20 protein-coding genes are annotated in these 18,738 nt (G+C 73.0%); 7 read left to right on the top strand and 13 right to left on the bottom strand.

The window, feature by feature from the left end; all coding sequences use genetic code 11:
* Positions 1 to 31: 31 nt before the first annotated feature.
* From C3486_RS38620 to C3486_RS28175, 7 genes are all read right to left on the bottom strand, one after another.
* Positions 32 to 1,207: a TerD family protein gene (locus tag C3486_RS38620; protein WP_103835599.1), complete on the bottom strand. Its 1,176-nt coding sequence runs from the start codon at positions 1,205 to 1,207 to the stop codon at positions 32 to 34.
* Between the two features lie 147 nt (positions 1,208 to 1,354).
* Positions 1,355 to 1,585 (bottom strand): hypothetical protein, encoded by a 231-nt coding sequence (locus tag C3486_RS28200; protein ID WP_103835598.1) that lies wholly within the window; start codon positions 1,583 to 1,585, stop codon positions 1,355 to 1,357.
* A 125-nt stretch (positions 1,586 to 1,710) separates the two neighbouring features.
* Positions 1,711 to 2,925, bottom strand: a complete 1,215-nt coding sequence (locus tag C3486_RS28195) for an NAD(P)/FAD-dependent oxidoreductase (RefSeq protein WP_219822257.1) — start codon at positions 2,923 to 2,925, stop codon at positions 1,711 to 1,713.
* On the bottom strand, positions 2,922 to 3,116 hold the full coding sequence (locus C3486_RS28190) for a ferredoxin (protein ID WP_103835597.1): 195 nt from the start codon (positions 3,114 to 3,116) through the stop codon (positions 2,922 to 2,924). The genes C3486_RS28195 and C3486_RS28190 overlap by 4 nt, the downstream gene beginning before the upstream one ends.
* A 77-nt stretch (positions 3,117 to 3,193) precedes the next feature.
* Positions 3,194 to 4,426, bottom strand: a complete 1,233-nt coding sequence (locus C3486_RS28185) for a cytochrome P450 (protein WP_103835596.1) — start codon at positions 4,424 to 4,426, stop codon at positions 3,194 to 3,196.
* A gap of 155 nt (positions 4,427 to 4,581) precedes the next feature.
* Positions 4,582 to 5,199, bottom strand: a complete 618-nt coding sequence (locus C3486_RS28180) for a TetR/AcrR family transcriptional regulator (protein ID WP_103835595.1) — start codon at positions 5,197 to 5,199, stop codon at positions 4,582 to 4,584.
* A gap of 167 nt (positions 5,200 to 5,366) precedes the next feature.
* Positions 5,367 to 5,936 carry a DUF1269 domain-containing protein gene (locus tag C3486_RS28175; protein WP_181138732.1) on the bottom strand — a complete coding sequence of 190 codons (570 nt, stop codon included), beginning with the start codon at positions 5,934 to 5,936 and terminating at the stop codon, positions 5,367 to 5,369.
* A 388-nt stretch (positions 5,937 to 6,324) separates the two neighbouring features.
* Here C3486_RS28175 and C3486_RS28170 point away from each other — a divergent pair, with 388 nt between their 5' ends.
* The 6 genes from C3486_RS28170 (at position 6,325) to C3486_RS28145 (ending at position 10,621) form a co-directional block, all read left to right on the top strand.
* Positions 6,325 to 6,849 (top strand): histidine phosphatase family protein, encoded by a 525-nt coding sequence (locus C3486_RS28170; RefSeq protein ID WP_103835594.1) that lies wholly within the window; start codon positions 6,325 to 6,327, stop codon positions 6,847 to 6,849.
* 275 nt (positions 6,850 to 7,124) lie between these two features.
* The gene (locus C3486_RS28165) at positions 7,125 to 7,466 is read left to right on the top strand and encodes a DUF6507 family protein (RefSeq protein ID WP_103835593.1); all 342 of its coding nucleotides are present in this window, start codon (positions 7,125 to 7,127) and stop codon (positions 7,464 to 7,466) included.
* Positions 7,467 to 8,540: a hypothetical protein gene (locus tag C3486_RS28160; protein WP_103835592.1), complete on the top strand. Its 1,074-nt coding sequence runs from the start codon at positions 7,467 to 7,469 to the stop codon at positions 8,538 to 8,540. It abuts the gene before it with no gap.
* Between the two features lie 7 nt (positions 8,541 to 8,547).
* A complete protein-coding gene (locus C3486_RS28155; RefSeq protein ID WP_103835591.1) occupies positions 8,548 to 9,474 on the top strand; it encodes a hypothetical protein in 927 nt (308 codons plus the stop codon).
* Positions 9,471 to 9,932: a hypothetical protein gene (locus tag C3486_RS28150; RefSeq protein ID WP_103835590.1), complete on the top strand. Its 462-nt coding sequence runs from the start codon at positions 9,471 to 9,473 to the stop codon at positions 9,930 to 9,932. Before C3486_RS28155 ends, C3486_RS28150 begins: the two co-directional genes overlap by 4 nt.
* A complete protein-coding gene (locus C3486_RS28145; RefSeq protein WP_103835589.1) occupies positions 9,929 to 10,621 on the top strand; it encodes a hypothetical protein in 693 nt (230 codons plus the stop codon). The genes C3486_RS28150 and C3486_RS28145 overlap by 4 nt, the downstream gene beginning before the upstream one ends.
* Before the next feature lie 48 nt (positions 10,622 to 10,669).
* Here the strand turns inward: C3486_RS28145 and C3486_RS28140 are convergent, their stop codons facing one another.
* From C3486_RS28140 to C3486_RS28125, 5 genes are all read right to left on the bottom strand, one after another.
* A complete protein-coding gene (locus C3486_RS28140) occupies positions 10,670 to 10,942 on the bottom strand; it encodes a DUF4190 domain-containing protein (protein ID WP_103835588.1) in 273 nt (90 codons plus the stop codon).
* Positions 10,942 to 11,115 carry a hypothetical protein gene (locus tag C3486_RS37525; RefSeq protein WP_181138731.1) on the bottom strand — a complete coding sequence of 58 codons (174 nt, stop codon included), beginning with the start codon at positions 11,113 to 11,115 and terminating at the stop codon, positions 10,942 to 10,944. Before C3486_RS37525 ends, C3486_RS28140 begins: the two co-directional genes overlap by 1 nt.
* Positions 11,116 to 11,238: 123 nt before the next feature.
* Complete coding sequence (meaB, locus tag C3486_RS28135; RefSeq protein ID WP_103835587.1) at positions 11,239 to 12,225, bottom strand: methylmalonyl Co-A mutase-associated GTPase MeaB; 987 nt, start codon at positions 12,223 to 12,225, stop codon at positions 11,239 to 11,241.
* A gap of 12 nt (positions 12,226 to 12,237) precedes the next feature.
* Entirely contained in the window at positions 12,238 to 14,421 is a 2,184-nt protein-coding gene (gene scpA, locus C3486_RS28130; protein ID WP_103835586.1) for a methylmalonyl-CoA mutase, read from the bottom strand.
* Entirely contained in the window at positions 14,421 to 16,232 is a 1,812-nt protein-coding gene (locus C3486_RS28125) for a methylmalonyl-CoA mutase family protein (RefSeq protein WP_103835585.1), read from the bottom strand. Before C3486_RS28125 ends, scpA begins: the two co-directional genes overlap by 1 nt.
* A 213-nt stretch (positions 16,233 to 16,445) precedes the next feature.
* Between C3486_RS28125 and C3486_RS28120 the strand changes: the two genes are divergently transcribed.
* On the top strand, positions 16,446 to 17,534 hold the full coding sequence (locus tag C3486_RS28120) for an enoyl-CoA hydratase/isomerase family protein (RefSeq protein ID WP_103835584.1): 1,089 nt from the start codon (positions 16,446 to 16,448) through the stop codon (positions 17,532 to 17,534).
* 78 nt (positions 17,535 to 17,612) lie between these two features.
* Here the strand turns inward: C3486_RS28120 and metE are convergent.
* A partial coding sequence (metE, locus tag C3486_RS28115) for a 5-methyltetrahydropteroyltriglutamate--homocysteine S-methyltransferase (RefSeq protein WP_103835583.1) occupies positions 17,613 to 18,738 on the bottom strand: 1,126 nt, incomplete at its 5' end.

The following is an 18,738-nucleotide window of genomic DNA, read 5'->3' as shown; positions in this document are numbered from 1 at the left end:
CGGGACGCGCCCTGCCAATCGGGCGGTCCGGTCACTCCTCCTCGTAGTAGTTGTTGACGATCACGTCCGGCTCGTCGTCGTCGAACGCTTCGTTCAGCAGGGCGCCGCCGACCAGGCCGGCCGCACCGGCACCGATGAGCGCCCCCGTGCCGAACCGCCGGCCCCCCTGCCCGTGGTGCCCGCCGTCGTACTGCTGGGCGTGACCGTGCTGTGCGTACCCCGGCTGGGTCGGCTGCGCGTACCCGGGCTGCGGGTATCCGGCCTGTCCGTACCCGGCCTGGGGATAACCGGCCTGTGCGTACCCGGCCTGCTGCGGGTCCGTGTAGTACGGCGGGGGAGTGGTCTGCACCCGCTGGGCGCAGCCGCCGCACGCCTGGATCTGGCGCGGCACGCCCCACTGCGGCGACCACATCACCGTCATCGTGCCGGGGCCGTGCTGGGGATCGAAGAAACAGGTCATGGCGGAACTCCCGGTGGGCTGGTGCGGGGCGGCGGGCGGCGACTGCGGTACCGCGACGGTCGGGGTGTGCGGCACGGGGGCGGACGGGGGAGGCGTGGCCGGCGCGGGCGGGAACTTGTCCGCGGTGCCCGTGGCCGGCGGGGGCGCGGCCGGCGCACCGGCCGGGCCGGCACCGGCAGCCGCCTCGCGCAGCACGTCGACGCCGTAGTCCGTGGCGATGCCGGCGAGCCCGGAGGCGTACCCCTGTCCGACCGCGCGGAACTTCCACTCCGCGCCGTGCCGGTACAGCTCGCCGAAGACCATCGCGGTCTCGGCGGCGCCCTCGCCCCTCAGGTCGTACCGGGCCAGCTCGGTGTCGCCGTCCCGGTCGAGGAGGCGGATGTACGCGGCCGACACCGCGCCGAAGGTCTGCCCGCGCTGCTCGGCCTCGTACACCGAGACGGCGAAGACGACCTTGGTGACCTCGGCCGGCAGCCGGTCCAGGTCCACCCGGATCCGCTCCCGGTCCCCGCCGGCCGGCTGCCCGCCGCCGGAGTGGGTCACCGAACCGTCAGGGCTGCTCAGGTTGTTGAAGAAGACGAAGTGCTCGTCGGAGAGCACCTTGCCGGTCCGGTCGCACAGCAGCGCGCTGGCGTCCAGGTCGCAGCCGGGCCCGGCCTGCCAGCCCAGTCCTGCCGTCACCGCGGTCAGGCCGGGCGCCTGCCTGCTCAGTGACACATTGCCGCCCTTGGTCAGGGACGCACTCATGGCCGTCTTCCACGCCTTTCTCCGTCGGCATCGCGGGCTCGCGCGGTACCTGCCGCACCGCGTACACCGGCAACAACGACGCACCCGCCGCCACAGTTCCCGTCTTGCGCAAACAGGAAAGGAATCACCGGGTGCGCAGCGGCCGGGTCAGGGGCTGGCCCCGTCGAACCCGTACCGCAGCGGCTCGGTCTTCACCTTCGGGTCCCGGCGGTAGATGTGCAGCGCGGTCACGCGCACCTCTTCCTGCGGGTCTTCCGTCTCGCAGGGACGGGTCACCTGCAGCACCCGTGGCCGCCCGGCGACCCGGATGCGCACCCCGTCGGCCGGTCCGCCCTCGAGCACGGCCGTTTCCCACCCCGCAGCGTCACGCGCTTCCATGGCCCTCACTTTAGAAGATACGCAAGCGTCGCTTCTACGAGGCGGGGCGGGAACGGCGGCGCGCGCTCCCGGACCGGACCGGAAACGCGCGTTGCCGGATCAGGCGGGAGGCGCGCGTTCCCGGATCAGGCGGACGGGACGTCCGCTGTCAGTGTCCGCCAGTCCGTCCCGGCGGCGAGCGCTGCCCGCCACCGGTGCAGCGCGCGCGGCGGCATGCCGACCGCCAGCGCGCCGGCGAGCCGCTGCCCGGTGCGGTAGGCCACGAGGAAGCGGCCGTTCGCCGGGTCGCCCTCCACCACCCGCGCCTCGTCGTGCCCGCGGAGGTACCCGAACGACTGGATCCTGACGCCGTACTGGTCGGACCAGAAGTAGGGGATCGGCGCGAACGGCCGCGGTTCGGCGGCGAGTACGTTGCGCGCGGCGGTCATGCCCTGTTCCGCCGCGTTGGTGCGGTGCTCGATGCGCATGGCGGTACCGAACAGCGGGTTGAACCAGCGCGCGACGTCCCCTGCCGCGTACACGCCGGGCGCAGCGGCGCAGTACTGGTCGCACACCACCCCGTCGGACAGGTCCAGGCCGCTGCCCTCCAGCCAGGCGGTGTTGGGCTCGGAACCGATGGCCACCAGCACGTCGTCGGCCGGGAGCAGCGTCCCGTCGGCCAGCCGCACACCGGTGGCCCGGCCGCCCTCGGTCACGATCCGGGCGACCGTCGTACCGGTACGCAGGTCCACGCCGTGGTCGCGGTGCAGCTGTGCGAGATACGCGCCGACCTGCTGCCCCACGGCGTGCGCGAGTGGGAGGGGCGCGGGCTCGACGAGGGAGACGGCCGCACCGAGCGAACGGGCCGCAGCGGCCACCTCCGCGCCGAGGAACCCGGCACCGACCACCACGAGCCGCCCGCCGGCGCCCAGCCGGTCCCGCAGCGCCAGGGCGTCCTCCAGCGTGCGCAGCACGTGCACGCCGGGGGTGCCGCAGTGCGGCAGGCGCCGCGGCCGCACCCCGGTCGCCACGATCAGTGCGTCGTAACCGAGTGCGGTGCCGTCGGCGAGGGTCACCGTGCGGACGGCCGGGGACAGCGCCGCGGCCGGGCTGCCGAGGCGCAGGTCCAGGCCGAGCGCTTCCAGGTCCGCGGGGCGGCGCAGCGCCACGCGCTCGGCGGGCCAGGCACCGGTGAGGATCTGCTTGGACAGCGGTGGCCGGTCGTAGGGCGGCTGCCGCTCGTCACCGACGACGGTCAGGGAGCCCTCGAAGCCCTCCCGCCGCAGGGCCTCGGCGGCCGCGAGACCGGCCGCCGAGGCTCCCGCGATCACCACGCGGTGCGGTGGCGGAACGGTGGTCACTCCGCCACCAGGCGGATGGCGGCGGCGGGGCAGAGCGCCGCCGACTCCCGTACGTTTTCGTGGTGTTCGGGTCCGGGGCGCTCGGCGAGCAGCTCGACGATGCCGTCATCGTCCTGGTCGAAGACCTCGGGGGCCACCAGGACGCACTGTCCGGAGGCGACGCACTTGGGCTGGTCGACTTCCACGCGCATGGGGTGTCTCGTTTCCGGTCGTGGGGGTGGGGTGAGGGGTGGTGCCGGGCGTTCGGCGGTATGGCGGTGACGATGCGTCACCAAGTGACAGGCAGTTCGTAGACGCCGTAGACGATCCCGTCGTGCTTGAACTTCACCTGGTCGATGTCCGTGGCCAGGGCGAGTGTGGGGATGCGGGAGTACAGCGTGCTGTAGACGACCTGGAGCTCGACGCGTGCCAGGGGCTGGCCGAGGCACTGGTGCACGCCGTATCCGAAGGCCACGTGGCGGCGGGCGTCGCGGGTGAGGTCGAGGCGGTCGGGGTCGCCGGTGAAGGCGGCCGGATCGCGGTTGGCGATGTCGTTGGCGAAGATGATGCCGTCGCCGGCGCGGATCACCTCGCCGCCGACCTCGATGTCCTCCAGTGCCACGCGGCGGCGCCCGGAGTGGGTGATGTTCAGGTAGCGCAGCAGCTCCTCCACCGCGCCGGCGACCAGCTCGGGGTCCTCGGCGTCGCGGAGCAGGGCGAGCTGGCCCGGGTTCTGCAGCAGGGCCAGGGTGCCGAGCGCGATCATGTTGGCGGTGGTCTCGTGGCCCGCGCCGAGCAGCAGCACGCCCATCTCCGCCGCCTGACGTTGTGTCATCTCGGCGGTGGCGACGCGCTCGGTGGCGAGTACGGAGAGCAGGTCGTCCGTGGGCTCGGCGAGCTTGGCGGACAGCAGGTCGTCCATGTAGTCGGTGAGCGCCGCCCGGGCCGCGAGCACCTCCTCCGACGTCGAGGTGCGCCGCACGATGACCTTGGTGTTGCGCTGAAAGAAGTCGTGCTTCTCGTACGGCACGCCGAGCAGTTCGCAGATGACCAGACTGGGGACGGGCAGTGCGAACGCCTCGACCAGGTCGACCGGCTTCGGTCCGGCGAGCAGCTCGTCGATCAGGTCGTCGACGATCCGCTGGATCGACGGCCGCAGGGCCTCCATCTTCTTGATGGCGAAGGGCGCCGTCACCATCCGGCGCAGCCGGGCGTGCTCCGGGTCGTCCATGGTGAGGAAGGTCTGCCGGGTCTGGTCGCTGACCTTCATGCCGGCGTTGCGGTGCGGATAGCCGGGGTGGGCGGGGTCGGCGCTGACGCGCGGGTCGCCCAGCAGGGTGCGGAGATGGTCGTGCCGGGTGATCAGCCACGGGCTGCTGCCGTCCCAGATCCGGACCCGCGAGACGGGGGCTTCCGCCTGCAGTGCGTGCAGGGCCGGCGGCGGATCGAAGGGGCACCCGGCCGCCCTGGGCATCGGGTGCTCGGGCATACCGGCGGGGGCGTCCGGCAGGGTCTCGGTCATGCGGGCCTCCGGGAGAGGGGGTGGAGTTCCCCTTTCCTAACAGCGTTAGGCGCCTCAGGCAACCATTTGAACCGTGGGTGATCGGCATCCCGTTCCTCTTCGGCCAGCACCTCTTCGGCCAGTGTCTCGTCGATCGGCGCCTCTTCGGTCAGCTGCTATGTGGTCAGCGCCAGCTCCAGCAGGTCGTCCGCCATCTCCGCCATCCCCTGCCGGTCGGCGGCGAACGGCATCGCCACGGCCATCGCCACGATCCCGTGCAGGGAGAACCACAGCAGTTTGGCCACGCGTTCGTCCTCCGCCGTCCCGCTGCGCCCGTCCCGGCAGGCGGCCACCGCCCCGACCCACGCCTCGTACACCGTCCACAGCGGATGGTGCGCCAGCTCGTCGCGGGAGACCTCCATCCGCTCGATGCCGAACATCAGCCGGTACAGCTTGGGGTTGTCCACCGCGTACCGGCAGTACCGCTGCGCCATCGCGCGCAGCGCCGCGCGGGGCCCGTCGCCGCCCGCCTGCTCCGCCGCGTCGCGCAGCTCGGCGACCAGCCGCGCGTAGGCCCGCTCCGTCACCGTCGACACCAGCTCGGCGCGGTCCTTGAAGTGCAGGTAGATGCTGGGCGCCGCGATGCCGACCTCGCGCGCGACCGCGCGCAGCGACAGATCGCCCTCCCGGCCGGACTCCGTCAGCATCCGCGCCGCGGCCGCGAGGATCTCCCGCTTCAGCGCCTCGCCCTCACCCCACCGGCTCGGCGTGCGGCGCTTGAACCCCTCGGTCATCCCGGCTCCTTCCACGGCTTCGTGCGGCTTCGTGCAGCTTCGTGCGGCACTGCCGATTGTGGCCGAATCCGGCCGCTGCCCCTCACGGAGGGCGACGGCCCGCCGCGGAAGGCGCCGGCCCGGGGCCTGTACGCGCAGGCCCCGGGCCGGGCTGCTCTGGCAGTGCATCAGTGCATCAGCGCATCAGTGCCAGTGCCAGTGCCAGTGCCAGTGCCCGGATTGACGGTCTCCTGCGCCGTTCCCTCGTCGTGCCGGGCGGCGGCCGCGAGCAGTTCCGCTGCTATGGGGGCGAGCGCTTCTTCGGTGAGGAAGCCCTCCGCGACGGGTACGCCGCCCTGCTCGCGTACCGCGCTCCGCAACTTCCGTGCCCAGCGGTGTTCCAGGAGCAGGAAAGCCGCCGTGGTACCGGGTGCGAGGGCGTCGGCGAGCTGCCGTACGTCGTCCGTCGCGAGCCCGAAGGCATGTCCCGGGGCCAGCGCGGGGAAGGCTTCCTCCGCCGGCCGCATGGTGCCCGGTTTCAGCCCGAGCAGCGCGCTGACCGTGTCGCCCATCCCCTCGGCCTGGTAGTCGAGGACGACGAGATCACCGCCTGTTTCCTTCTGTACGACCAGCAGGTCCAGGACGAGTATCCGGCCGGTGGCCGTGAGTTCGTCCAGCTCGTCGATGATCCGCCCCTCGAACCTCGCGTCCGGACCGAAGGTGATCACGAGCAGCTGTACGGGCCCGGTCTCGGTCATCGTGCGCCTCCCTCTCGTAGGGGCTGCACGTCATTGAGCAGCGGATCGCGGCGGACGGCATCCCCCGCAACGGGTGAAGGAGCGGTGCCGGCCCTGCGGGGACCGGTGGCGCGCGACCGCCCGGCCGGTGTCCAAAAGCCGTGACGACGGGCTGCTGCCGGGACCGCCGCACCGGGTCTCCGCGTACTGTGTGCTCCACCGCGCACCGAGCACCGCCCCGCGACCGAGCACCGCACCGAGTACTGAGCACCGCGCACCGCGCACCGAGCACCGCCCCGCGACCGAGCACCGCACCGAGTACTGAGCACCGCGCACCGCGCACCGAGCACGGCACCCGCGTACCGAGCACCGCCAATGCCGTTGCACCATCGACGTTACGGGCCCCGGCATGACGACCTCACCTCTCCGGCGCTTGCTGCTGCTGCGGCACGCCAAGGCAGACCGCCCCGCGGGGACGGCGGACCACGAGCGGCCGCTGTCCGCGCGCGGCCGCCGGGACGCACGGGCCGCCGGGCGCCTGCTGGCGGAGGCGGACTGGCTGCCGGACCTGGTGCTGTGCTCCACGGCCCGCCGCACGGTGGAGACGTGGGAACTGGCCGCGGTGGAGCTGGCGGGACTGCCCCCGGCCCACCGCGACCGGCGGCTCTACCACCCGCCCGTACCCGAACTCCTCACGGTCGTGCGCGAGGCCCCGCCCCATGTCTCCACGCTGCTGGTGGTCGGCCACAACCCGAGCCTGCGGGACACGATCCTGGCGACGGCGGGCGACGGCGTCGGCAAGGAACTCCAGCAGGTCCAGGAGAAGTTCCCGACCGCCGCGATCGCCCTGCTGACCTGGCGCGGCACCTGGGCAGAACTCAATTCCCGCACGGCACTGCTGACGGACGTGGCAGTCGCTCGCGGAGCACACTGAATTCCGCTGAAGCGGTGACTGAAGCGCTGACGCTGAAGCGGTGACGATGAAGTGCTGGGGCGCTGCCGCGCATTTGCCGCGTTCTTGCCGTGCTCTTGCCGTGCTTCGTCAATCCGAAGCCGTCGCGCCCGGTATTGTCCGACATCCCTGGTAATAGGCGGCGCGCCATTCGGGCCGGGGTTGTCCCCGTGCCGCGCGGTCCGGTTCACTGGGGCGGTGCGGGTGGCCGCATCCGCATGCCCGAGTGGAGTACGGAATGCATTAAGGGCCGAGTCATGAAGTTCGACATTTCGCCGAGCGGAATGCACGAAACGGGCCGGAAGGCCACCAGGCGGGGCGACGACATCGACGCGGACGTCCGGGCGCTGCTCGACGCGCTGGGCGACGCCGGAGCCGCGAGCGGTGGCGCCCTCGCCGGGGCCCTGGCCAGACTGTCGGGGGACGTCCAGCAGAAGACCGGCATCATGTCGTCCAGGGTGGCGTGCACGGTGGACGGTGCCGGACGGGCGACCGGAATGTTCGACGACGGGGACCACGAGATGAAGGGCAACGCCCACCAGGGAATCGACCGGGCCAATTCCGCGGGAAACAGCGGGTTGGGGCCGGGTGGTCGGTGAATGACGGACGCGCTCATCGACCCGGAGGACATTCCGTCCCTGGACGACGTGCACTTCGGTGACCTGGCGGCGGCGGTACAGAAGGTCCGCCGGCACGCTTCCGGTCTGGCGACCCGGGGCGGGGAAATCGACGGCGCGTGGGCCGCGGACGTAGCGCTGAACTACGGTGCGCCGCACGGTGCGTTCCTCGCCGAAAAGATGGTGCCCGTCAAGCAGCAGGCGGCCAAGGTCGCCGATGCCGCCCGGACCACGGCGGACGCGCTGCAGGGATACGCGGACGCCGGAGCGCCGATCAAGAAGTCGCTCCAGCAGCTGAAGCGCGATGCCGAGAGCCTGGTCGCCAGGGCGAAGCCGCTGGGTGACGGCTGGCGGCACAAGCCGGAGCTGGTGGCGGAGAACGACCGCATCGCCTCGGCCGTACGGAACAAGGTCGCGGCACACGACGAGGCCGTGCGCACCGCCGTCGACAAGATCAACGCCACGAACGACGGCCCCGGCACGAACTGGGCCGAGCGGGGCCGCGAATACCTCGGCTTCGGCGGCTTCGGCACGACGGGCCTCGGGGCGGCCGTGTCGTGGATGGGCTACTACAGGCACGGCAGATTCGCGCCCAGGGGACCCCTCCCGGGCGGTGGCCACGGCTACGTGGCGTGGAAGAACGAGCCGCTGTGGAAGAACACCTACCGGCGCATGTGGAGCACCAATTGGCAGGCCAAGCCGTATGCCGCCGCCAGCAGGAACAAGTGGCTGACGGTGGGCAAGTGGGGCGGCCGGGTGAGCCTGGGGCTCACCGCTGTCACCTCGGGCCTGAGCCAGTGGGGCCAGGACGCCCAGGACCCCCATATGTCGACCGGGAAGCGCGTCGCCCGCACCGGGGTCAAGGCCACCGGGACGACCCTCGGCGCGTGGGGCGGCGCGCAGGCCGGTGCCTCGGCCGGCGCGGCGGTCGGTGCCGCGTTCGGCGGGGTCGGTGCGCCGGTGGGCGCGGTGGTGGGCGGTCTCGTCGGTGCCGCGGCCGGTTCGGGGGTCGGCAGCAAGATCGCGGACACGTTCAACAGCTGGCTCGGAAAGTGAGTGCGTAGTGGCACGACAGGGACCCCCCTCGGTCTTCTCGCCCCGGTCGCCCGTCGTCGTGATGGTGATGACGTTCCTCGGCGGCTGGCTGGAGACCCAGTACGGGAAGGCGTGGGGGATCAGCGGTCTGCTCTTCGCCGTCACGGGTGCGGTGGGGATCGCCTATACCGCGTGGTGCTGGCGCGGCCGGACGCGGCAGGCCCGTGCGTGGGCGGTCATCGACCGGGGTCCCTCGCTCGCGCTGATCGGCATCCCTGCCTTCGCCTTCCCCTTCTTCGGGGCGGGGATCTGTGTGTTCTTCGGGCTGCCGAAGGTACTCATCATCCCGTTCGGCCTGGTCACGCTCTTCTGCCTCGTGATGATCTTCATCGGTGTGACGGAGCCCCCGAAATGGTGGGGCCCCCGCTGGTTCCGCGAGGGGAAGCACAAGAAGGACTTCAAGGGGGCGGCCGGCCGGGGCGCGCTGGGGACCTACGCCGAGTCCTCCGGAGCACGGCCCCCCGCCGTACTCAGCCAGGACGAAGTCCGGAAGCGCCTCGGGGGCGGGGCCGAGGCCGTCGCTCGGTGGAAGGGCGGCTGGGTGCGTGACCCGGACACCGACGAGCAGGACCACGCGCTGGCGCGCAAGGGGACCGTCGCGGGCACGCTGGCCTGGTACCCGCAGGGGCTCGGGTTCGCCGCCACCCGCCGGGAGGACTCGCTCCGGGGGAAGCCGACCGTGATCACCGTGCCCGCGGCGGAGATCACCGACGTGGCCGTGGTGCCCGCGCGGGCCGGTGCGGACGGCCGTGCGCGGCCGGGGTTCTGGAGGCGTTCGCCGTTCCCCCGGCTGGTGGTGCGGACCGCGAGCGACGCGTACGTGTTCGACGTGGCCAGGGGCAAGGCGCGCCGGGTGGCCGCCTTCCTCAGGGAACGGGCCGGGCAGCCCGCATGACCGGTACCGAGCTGCGCCCGTACGAGGGCCGGGAGTTCCGCATCGCGCTGCCTGCGCACTGGGAGACGGTCGAGCCGCCGGGGCCGCCGGTCGCGCTGATCGCGGTGGAACCGGGCGACGGCGCGGCGTTCCGCACCAATGTCGTCGTGACGGCCGAGGACGTGGCGGACGCCGGCGCCGACCAGTGGCAGCGGACCGTGGGCCGGGCACTGGCCGGCCACCTCCAGGACTACCTGCTGCTGGACGAGCAGCCGGCGGGCACCGGCACGCGGCGGCTGTTCCACCACGTGCTCCCCGAGGCCGGGGCCATCACGGCGGAGCAGTGGGCGTGGACGGCCGGGGGCCGGGGGTTCACCGTGACCGCCTCGGCCGCGACGTTCGCCTACGACGCGCTGGCCGACCTGTTCGCCGCGGTGGTGGAGCACTTCCGTATCCGGGGAGGGGACGGCACCGCATGACCGGGGTGCACTTCGACGGTGAGGGTGGGCGGCTGCGGCTCTCTCCGGAGCTGTTCGAGGCGTTCTACGACTGGGCGGAGGGCGAGCGCGCCGGTCTTCCGCGTGCGTTCGCGGACGCCGGGGTGCTGGCCGACGGGCAGCCCCATCCGCGCGTCGCGCCGGTGGCGGAGGCGCTGGCCGAGCCGGTGTGCGTGCTGTCCGTACGCGGCGCAGCGACGGACGGCAGCGGGGTGCACGGCGCCGGCTGGCTCGGTGCGGAGGCCGCTGCACTGCTCCTGGACGCGCCGGAGGACCTGGTGGAGCTGGCCGGTCTGGCTCCGATGGCCGTACCGGCCGCGGTGGCCCGCGTCGTCGGGCTCGGGCCCCGGCCGGTACCCGGCGCGGCCCCGGTCCCGCTGCTCGCGGACGATGTGGAGGACTTCTTCGGTGCCGCGTCCCACGACGGTCCGGCGGACGGGCACCCCGTGCTGGCCGCGGCCGGGGTGTCCGCCGCTGACGGCGCGCGGTGGTGGGAGGTGGCGACGCGGTGGCCCGATGCGTCGGGCAGTCCGCGCACGGACACCCTCCGGGTCGTCGACACCGCCGACGGGCTGTGGGCGGTGACCGGGGGCGGCACCGGGCCGGTCACGCTGGCACCGGTCTCGGCCACGGCGGCCTGGCGGCTGCTGCTCCGCACGTTCCCGCACTGAGCGGCCCGTCGCCGAGGGCCGGCCGGGCCGGTCGCCCGCCGCGACCACCTACCCGCTGAACGTCCACGCCACCGAGTTGTCCGCCGCGAACAGGATCGCGTACACCACCACGTCCGCGATCCCGAGTACCAGGCCGGACAGGGCGAGGGAGCGGCGGCCCGTGGCGCGCTTCAGGGCAAGGGCGGCCAGGACGAGGGAGACCGGGCCGAGGACGAGGTTGAGGACCAGCAGCCCCACCATGCCCAGCGCGAACGAGGCGACGGCCATCCCGTCGGCGTCGCGGAGTCCGGTGCGCCTGCGGGCCGAAGCGGTGACCTCCATCATGCGGCTCCTGTGGGTCGGTGGTGCCGGCTGCGCGCACGCTCACGGAGGGCGAACACGAGCAGCGCGCACCCGATGAGGACGGCGGCCGGGAGCGTGACGGCGGGCGGCGCGTGCGCCGAAGCGCCCATCACGCCCTCCGTCAGCAGGAGACCGAGAAAGGGGAGGATCATGACCCATGCCTCTCATCAGTGGTCTTGCGGTGCGAGGGGTACCGTTCGTCGTTTTCCGCCCCTCGCGTACCCGCATGACGCGATCTCACCACCCGCCCCACCGTGAAGGCGTGCCGCAGTGTCTCAGTCCCGCTGTCCGCGGAATGCCTCCAGGATGCGGTCGGCGGCCAGGGTGGCGGTCAGTTCGCCGTCCCTGACCTGCTGTTCCAGCGCGGGCGCGAGGGCGCGGACCGCCGGGTCGGCGTGCAGCCGGCCCAGCAGTTCGTCGCGGACCATGGTCCAGGTCCAGTCGACCTGCTGGTCCCGGCGGCGGGCGGCGAGCCGGCCGGTGGAGTCCAGCAGCGCGCGGTGCTGCTCGAGGCGGTCCCACACGGTGTCCAGACCGGCCGACTCGCGGGCGCTGCAACTCAGTACGGGCGGGGTCCAGGCGGCGTCCTTGCCGTGCATCAGGCGCAGTGCGCCCGCGAGTTCACGGGCCGCCGCGCGCGCGTCGCGCTCGTGCGGGCCGTCCGCCTTGTTGACGGCGATCACGTCGGCCAGCTCCAGTACGCCCTTCTTGATGCCCTGCAGCTGGTCACCGGTACGGGCCAGGGTCAGCAGCAGGAAGGAGTCGACCATGTTGGCGACGGCCGTCTCGGACTGGCCGACGCCGACCGTCTCCACCAGCACGACGTCGTAACCGGCCGCCTCCATCACGACGATCGACTCGCGGGTGGCCTTGGCGACGCCGCCGAGCGTGCCGGCCGTGGGGGAGGGGCGTACGAACGCGGCCGGGTCGACGGCCAGCCGCTCCATCCGCGTCTTGTCGCCGAGGATCGAGCCGCCCGTCCGGCTGGAGGACGGGTCGACGGCGAGCACGGCCACCCGGTGCCCGAGCCCGGTCAGCATCGTGCCGAAGGCGTCGATGAACGTCGACTTGCCCACCCCCGGCACCCCGCTGACCCCGATCCGCCGCGCCTTCCCGCTGTGCGGCAGCAGTGCGGTCAGCAGTTCCTGGGCCAGTGCCCGGTGCCGGGCGCTGGTGGACTCCACGAGGGTGATGGCGCGCGCGACGAGCGCGCGCTTCCCGTCGAGGACGCCCTTGACGTACGTGTCGAGGTCGATGGCCATCAGCTCACCGGCTCACAGGTCGTCGTGTCCGAGGTCGGCGGCCAGCCGCTGCACCAGGTCGTACGCCGCGTCGGGGATGACCGTGCCGGGCGGGAAGACCGCCGCCGCGCCCATTTCCCGCAGCGTCGCCACGTCCTGCGGCGGGATCACCCCGCCGACGACGATCATGATGTCCTCGCGGCCCTCCTCGGCCAGCGCCTCGCGGAGCGCGGGGACCAGCGTGAGGTGCCCGGCGGCCAGCGACGACACCCCGACGATGTGCACGTCCGCCTCGACGGCCTGCCGCGCGACCTCGGCCGGGGTCTGGAAGAGCGGGCCGACGTCCACGTCGAAGCCGAGGTCGGCGAAGGCGGTGGCGATCACCTTCTGGCCGCGGTCGTGGCCGTCCTGGCCCATCTTGGCGACCAGGATGCGCGGCCGGCGGCCCTCCGCGTCGGCGAAGGCGTCCACCAGGGCTCGGGTGCGGTCCACGTTCGGCGACTCACCTGCTTCGTTCCGGTACACGCCGGAGATCGTACGGATCTGGCCCGCGTGCCGGCCGTACACCTTCTCCAGCGCGTGGCTGATCTCCCCGACGGTCGCCTTGGCGCGGGCCGCGTTCACCGCCAGCTCCAGCAGGTTGCCCTCGCCGCCGGCCGCCCGGGTCAGTGCGTCCAGCGCGTCCTGGCACGCGGTCTCGTCCCGCTCCTCCCGCAGCCGCCGCAGCTTCTCGATCTGCTGGGCGCGCACGGAGGAGTTGTCGACCTTGAGCACCTCGATCTGCTCGTCGTTCTCGACCCGGTACTTGTTCACGCCGATGACCGGCTGGCGGCCGGAGTCGATGCGGGCCTGGGTGCGGGCCGCGGCCTCCTCCACGCGCAGCTTCGGGATGCCCGCGTCGATGGCCTGCGCCATGCCGCCGGCCTTCTCGACCTCCTGGATGTGCTGCCAGGCCCGGCGCGCCAGGTCATGCGTCAGCTTCTCGACGTACGCGCTGCCGCCCCACGGGTCGATGACGCGGGTCGTGCCGGACTCCTGCTGGATCAGCAGCTGGGTGTTGCGCGCGATGCGCGCGGAGAAGTCGGTGGGCAGCGCGAGCGCCTCGTCCAGTGCGTTGGTGTGCAGCGACTGGGTGTGGCCCTGGGTGGCCGCCATCGCCTCCACGCACGTACGCGTGACGTTGTTGAACACGTCCTGCGCGGTCAGCGACCAGCCCGAGGTCTGCGAATGGGTGCGCAGGGAGAGGGACTTGGCGTTCTTCGGCGCGAACTGCTGGACCAGCTTGGCCCACAGCAGCCGGGCCGCGCGCAGCTTCGCGACCTCCATGAAGAAGTTCATGCCGATCGCCCAGAAGAAGGACAGCCGGGGCGCGAACGCGTCCACGTCCAGGCCGGCTTCCCGCCCCGCCCGCAGGTACTCCACGCCGTCGGCGAGGGTGTACGCCAGCTCCAGGTCGGCCGTCGCGCCCGCCTCCTGGATGTGATAGCCGGAGATGGAGATGGAGTTGTAGCGCGGCATCCGCTGCGAGGTGTACGCGAAGATGTCGCTGATGATCCGCATCGACGGCTTGGGCGGGTAGATGTAGGTGTTGCGGACCATGAACTCCTTGAGGATGTCGTTCTGGATGGTCCCCGCCAGCTTGTCCGGCGGCACGCCCTGCTCTTCCGCGGCGACGATGTAGAGCGCCAGCACCGGCAGCACCGCGCCGTTCATCGTCATCGACACGGTCATCTTGTCCAGCGGGATGCCGTCGAACAGCTGCCGCATGTCGTAGATCGAGTCGATCGCCACGCCCGCCATGCCGACGTCACCGGTCACCCGGGGGTGGTCGCTGTCGTAGCCGCGGTGGGTGGGCAGGTCGAAGGCGACCGACAGGCCCTTCTGACCGGCCGCCAGGTTCCGCCGGTAGAAGGCGTTGGACTCCTCGGCCGTGGAGAAGCCCGCGTACTGCCGGATGGTCCAGGGCTGGTTGACGTACATCGTCGGGTACGGGCCGCGCAGGTACGGCGCGATGCCCGGGTAGGTGCCCAGGAAGTCCAGGCCCTCCAGGTCCTGCCCGGTGTACAGCGGCTTGACCGTGATGCCTTCCGGGGTCTCCCAGAGCCGGTCGTCGCCGTCGGCGGCCTTCTTGAAGGCCGCCCGCCACTCGTCGGTGCCGGCGCCGGACCCGGCGGCCGGGTCCTCCAGCGCGATCGCCGAGAAGTCGGGGATGGACATCAGGACACTCCCATGCGGTCGAGCGTGGCGGAGAGCACGGCCACGGCGTCACAGCCGGCGAACACGTAGGTGTCGACACCCGCGTACGTGCCGGGGCGGCCGGCGAGGAAGACATGGCGGGCGCCCGCTTCCCGCAGTGCCTGCGCGGCGGCCTCGGCCTCCTGCGCGTACACCGCGTCGCTGGAGCACAGGCAGACCTCCTGGGCCCCGCTCTCCTCGAAGGTGCCCTCGGTGACGGGCTCGATGCCGCCGGCCTGGAAGAGGTTGGCGGCGAAGGTGAGCCGGGCGGTGTGCGCGGCGGCCGGGCCGAGCGCGGCCAGGTGGACGCGGGGCCGGGCGCCGGTCGCGGCGAGGTGCGCGTCGGAGCGGGCCCGCAGCGCCTCGAACGCCTCGTCACGGCGCACCCGCGGCAGGCCACCGGCCGGCCGCTCGGGCGCGGGCTCGCGGACCACGGGCTTCTCGGCCAGGTGCGGGAACTCGCTGACGCCCGTGACCGGTTCGCGGCGCGTGGCGAGCTTCGCCGACCGCACCGACCAGGTCTCGGCCAGCCGTTCGCCGACCATGCCGGAGCGCAGCGCCGCGGCCTGGCCGCCGGACCGCTCGATCTCCTGGAAGAAGTCCCAGGCGGCGTGGGCGAGTTCGTCGGTCAGCCGCTCCACGTACCAGGAGCCGCCCGCCGGGTCGATCACCCGTGCCAGGTGCGACTCCTCGATCAGGATGGTGGAGGTGTTGCGGGCGATACGGCGCGCGAACGCGTCCGGCAGCCCGAGCGCGTCGTCGAAGGGCAGCACGGTCACGGCGTCGGCGCCGCCCACGCCCGCCGCGAGGGTGGCGACCGTGGTGCGCAGCATGTTCACCCACGGGTCGCGGCGCGTCATCATCACCGGCGAGGTCACCACGTGCTGGCGCTGCGCTCCCGCCCGCGGTGCCCCGCAGGCCTCGGCGACCCGGGCCCACAGCCGGCGGGCAGCGCGCAGCTTGGCGATGGTCAGGAACTGGTCGGCGGTCGCGGCGTACCGGAACTCCAGCTGGTCACCGGCCTGCTCGACGCTCAGTCCGGCGTCGGTCAGCGCGCGCAGGTAGGCGACCCCGGTGGCCAGGGAGCAGCCCAGTTCCTGTGCCGCCGAACCGCCCGCCTCGTGGTACGGCAGGGCGTCCACGGTCAGCGCCCGCAGCCCCGGGTGCTGCGCGGCACACAGCCGGGCCAACTCGGCGACGGATGCGCTGTCGTACGGGTTTCCGGTGCGGGCCTCGTGGCCCAGCGGGTCGCCGCCGAGGTTGCCGCGTACCGCGTCGGCGGCGACGCCCCGCTCCTCGTAGAGGCGGAGCAGCCGGCGCGCGGCGGCCTCGGTCTCGTCGCCCGCGTCCAGCACGACGGGCGCCAGGTCGAGGTAGACGCCGTCGAGGGCACGGTCCAGTGCGGCGACGGGGATGCCGGCGGTCTCGCCGACGGCCAGCCACAGGGAGGTGACGCCGTTCTCCAGGTCGGTGAGGACCGCGGCGGAGTCGGCGACCGTGTGCCGCTGGCGCACGTCCCAGCCGCCGGCCGTGTTGCCCTCGGCGCGGCCGCCGCGCACGAAGGGCGCGAAGCCGGGCAGGCCGGGGGCCGGCGCGGTGTCGCGCGAGGTGTACAGCGGGCGGGTGCGCAGCCCGTCCTCCAGCGTCGTGGACAGGGCGTGCTCCGCCTCGGCGTCCGAGACTTCCTTGCCCGACTTGCGCAGCACACCCGCTACCAGGTGCTGCCACTGCTCATGTGTCGCGTCAGGGAACTCGGCCGCCAGGGAGAACCCGTCATCAGGCAGGACCGTCATGCTCGGATGTTAGGCCACGTTAACAACGGAGCGGCAGGGGGCACGGTTGTGACCTTGTTCTCTTCCGGCGAGTGGCATGAACCACACCGGGGATGTGAGCGGGCCTCCGGTCCGCCACGGCGGCCCCGGCGGCGGGCATTCGCCGAAGGAAACCGACGAGATCATGCGCGTCAATGCGGCCCGCGGCCGCACGGAGGCGTTCGGATGAGGGACATGACTGGCACGACCGAGCACACCGGCACGACCGACACCACCGGCACCGAGGAACCCGTCCTGCTGCACACCGAAGGCCGGGCCGCGCACCTCGTCCTCAACCGGCCCAAGGCCCTCAACGCCCTGACCCACCCCATGGTGCGCCGCGTCGACCGGGCGCTCACCGCCTGGGAACACGACCCGGACATCGAGACCGTGGTCATCACGGGCGCGGGCGAGCGCGGCCTGTGCGCGGGCGGCGACATCCGCGCGGTGCACGACGACGCGCGGGACGGGGACGGAACCGCCTCGGCCGCGTTCTGGCGCGCCGAGTACCAGCTCAACGCCCGCATCGCCCGCTACCCCAAGCCGTACGTCGCCGTCATGGACGGCATCGTGATGGGCGGCGGCGTCGGGGTGTCCGCGCACGGCAGCGTCCGGGTCGTGACCGAGCGGTCCCGGGTCGCCATGCCGGAGACCGGCATCGGCTTCGTGCCGGACGTCGGCGGCACCTACCTGCTCGGCCTGGCCCCGGGCGAGCTCGGCACCCACCTCGCCCTGACCGGCGCCCAGGTCGGCGCCGGCGACGCGGTGCTGTGCGGCCTCGCCGACCACTACGTACCGTCCGCCGCGCTGCCGGACCTCCTCGCCGACCTCGCCGGCCTGTCCGTACGGGACGCCCTCGCCCGGCACGTACGGCCCACGCCCGAGGGGCAGCTGGCCGGAGCGCGGGAGTGGATCGACACCTGCTACGCCGCCGACACCGTCGAGGAGATCCACCGGCGGCTGCTGTCGCACGGCGGTCCGGCGGCGAAGGAAGCCGCCGAGACCCTGCTCGCCAAGTCGCCCACCGCGCTCAAGGTCACCCTGGCCGCGCTGCGCCGGGCCCGTCGGCTCGGCTCGCTGGAAGCGGTGCTCGACCAGGAATACCGGGTCTCCTGCGCCGCCCTGACCACCCCCGACCTGGTGGAGGGCATCCGCGCCCAGGTCGTCGACAAGGACCGCGCTCCGCGCTGGTCGCCGGCGACGCTCGCCGGGGTCACCGACGCCGACGTCGAGCGGTTCTTCGCTCCCCTCGGCGCACGCGAACTCGGCCTCCACGCAGGGTGACTGCCGGAGGGACGGCAGGACCGACCGGCTCCTGCCGTCCCAGCTCCGGGTGTCACCCCGTACGACGTTCTTGCACCGTCAGGACGCGGGGAGTTCGGCGCGGACGGTGCGGGCAGCGGCGACCAGGTTCTCCAGCGCGGCGCGGGTCTCCGGCCAGCCGCGGGTCTTCAGGCCGCAGTCGGGATTGACCCACAGCCGCTCGGCGGGGATCGCCGCCAGGCCGGTGCGGAGCAGCGCGGCCGTCTCCTCGACGCCGGGCACCCGCGGGGAGTGGATGTCGTACACACCGGGACCGGCCTCGCGCGGATAGCCGTGCGCGGCGAGTTCGCGCGCGACCTGCATGTGCGACCGCGCGGCCTCCAGGCTGATGACGTCGGCGTCGAGGTCGTCGATGGCCCGCACGATGTCACCGAACTCCGCGTAGCACATGTGCGTGTGGATCTGCGTGTCCGGACGCACGCCGGACGTGGTCAGCCGGAAGGCTTCCGTGGCCCACGCCAGGTAGGCGGGGCGGTCGGCGGTGCGCAGCGGCAGCGTCTCGCGCAGGGCCGGCTCGTCCACCTGGATGACCGAGGTGCCGGCCGCCTCCAGGTCGCTCACCTCGTCCCGCAGCGCGAGGGCGACCTGCCGGGCGGTGTCGCCCAAGGGCTGGTCGTCGCGGACGAAGGACCAGGCGAGCATGGTGACCGGGCCGGTGAGCATGCCCTTGACCGGCCGGTCGGTGCGGGACTGCGCGTACGTCGTCCAGCGCACCGTCATGGGCTCCGGGCGGGAGACGTCGCCGGCCAGGACCGGCGGGCGGACGTAGCGGGTGCCGTAGGACTGGACCCAGCCGTGCTGCGTGGCCAGGTAGCCGGTCAGCTGCTCGGCGAAGTACTGCACCATGTCGTTGCGTTCGGCCTCGCCGTGCACCAGGACGTCCAGCCCGGCCTTCTCCTGGAAGGCGATGACCTCCTGGATCTCGGCCCTGACGCGCTCCTCGTACCCGGCCGTGCCGATCCGGCCCGCACGCAGATCGGCCCGTGCGGCGCGCAGTTCGCCGGTCTGCGGGAACGAGCCGATGGTGGTGGTCGGCAGCAGCGGCAGCCCGAGGTGTGTGCGCTGGGCAGCGGTCCGCTCGGCGTAGGAGGCGGAGCGGCGCGCTTCGGCAGCGGTGACGGCGGCGGCACGCGCGCGTACGGCCGGGTCGTGAGCGATGGGGGAG

The organism is Streptomyces sp. Ru73 (genome assembly GCF_002920575.1).
Lineage (GTDB): Bacteria > Actinomycetota > Actinomycetes > Streptomycetales > Streptomycetaceae > Streptomyces.
Note: the sequence above shows the minus strand (reverse complement) of the source record. Positions and strands in the feature narration are given on the sequence as shown.

Coding starts and splice junctions, on each gene's coding strand:
- C3486_RS28180 (WP_103835595.1), bottom strand. CDS start 5,199: ATGACCGAGGGGTTCAAGCGCCGCACGCCGAGCCGGTGGGGTGAGGGC.
- scpA (WP_103835586.1), bottom strand. CDS start 14,421: ATGTCCATCCCCGACTTCTCGGCGATCGCGCTGGAGGACCCGGCCGCC.
- C3486_RS28190 (WP_103835597.1), bottom strand. CDS start 3,116: ATGCGCGTGGAAGTCGACCAGCCCAAGTGCGTCGCCTCCGGACAGTGC.
- C3486_RS28145 (WP_103835589.1), top strand. CDS start 9,929: ATGACCGGGGTGCACTTCGACGGTGAGGGTGGGCGGCTGCGGCTCTCT.
- C3486_RS28150 (WP_103835590.1), top strand. CDS start 9,471: ATGACCGGTACCGAGCTGCGCCCGTACGAGGGCCGGGAGTTCCGCATC.
- C3486_RS28160 (WP_103835592.1), top strand. CDS start 7,467: ATGACGGACGCGCTCATCGACCCGGAGGACATTCCGTCCCTGGACGAC.
- C3486_RS28120 (WP_103835584.1), top strand. CDS start 16,446: ATGACTGGCACGACCGAGCACACCGGCACGACCGACACCACCGGCACC.
- C3486_RS28170 (WP_103835594.1), top strand. CDS start 6,325: ATGACGACCTCACCTCTCCGGCGCTTGCTGCTGCTGCGGCACGCCAAG.
- C3486_RS28175 (WP_181138732.1), bottom strand. CDS start 5,936: ATGACCGAGACCGGGCCCGTACAGCTGCTCGTGATCACCTTCGGTCCG.
- C3486_RS38620 (WP_103835599.1), bottom strand. CDS start 1,207: ATGAGTGCGTCCCTGACCAAGGGCGGCAATGTGTCACTGAGCAGGCAG.
- C3486_RS37525 (WP_181138731.1), bottom strand. CDS start 11,115: ATGATCCTCCCCTTTCTCGGTCTCCTGCTGACGGAGGGCGTGATGGGC.
- C3486_RS28125 (WP_103835585.1), bottom strand. CDS start 16,232: ATGACGGTCCTGCCTGATGACGGGTTCTCCCTGGCGGCCGAGTTCCCT.
- meaB (WP_103835587.1), bottom strand. CDS start 12,225: ATGGCCATCGACCTCGACACGTACGTCAAGGGCGTCCTCGACGGGAAG.
- C3486_RS28140 (WP_103835588.1), bottom strand. CDS start 10,942: ATGGAGGTCACCGCTTCGGCCCGCAGGCGCACCGGACTCCGCGACGCC.
- C3486_RS28185 (WP_103835596.1), bottom strand. CDS start 4,426: ATGACCGAGACCCTGCCGGACGCCCCCGCCGGTATGCCCGAGCACCCG.
- C3486_RS28165 (WP_103835593.1), top strand. CDS start 7,125: ATGAAGTTCGACATTTCGCCGAGCGGAATGCACGAAACGGGCCGGAAG.
- C3486_RS28200 (WP_103835598.1), bottom strand. CDS start 1,585: ATGGAAGCGCGTGACGCTGCGGGGTGGGAAACGGCCGTGCTCGAGGGC.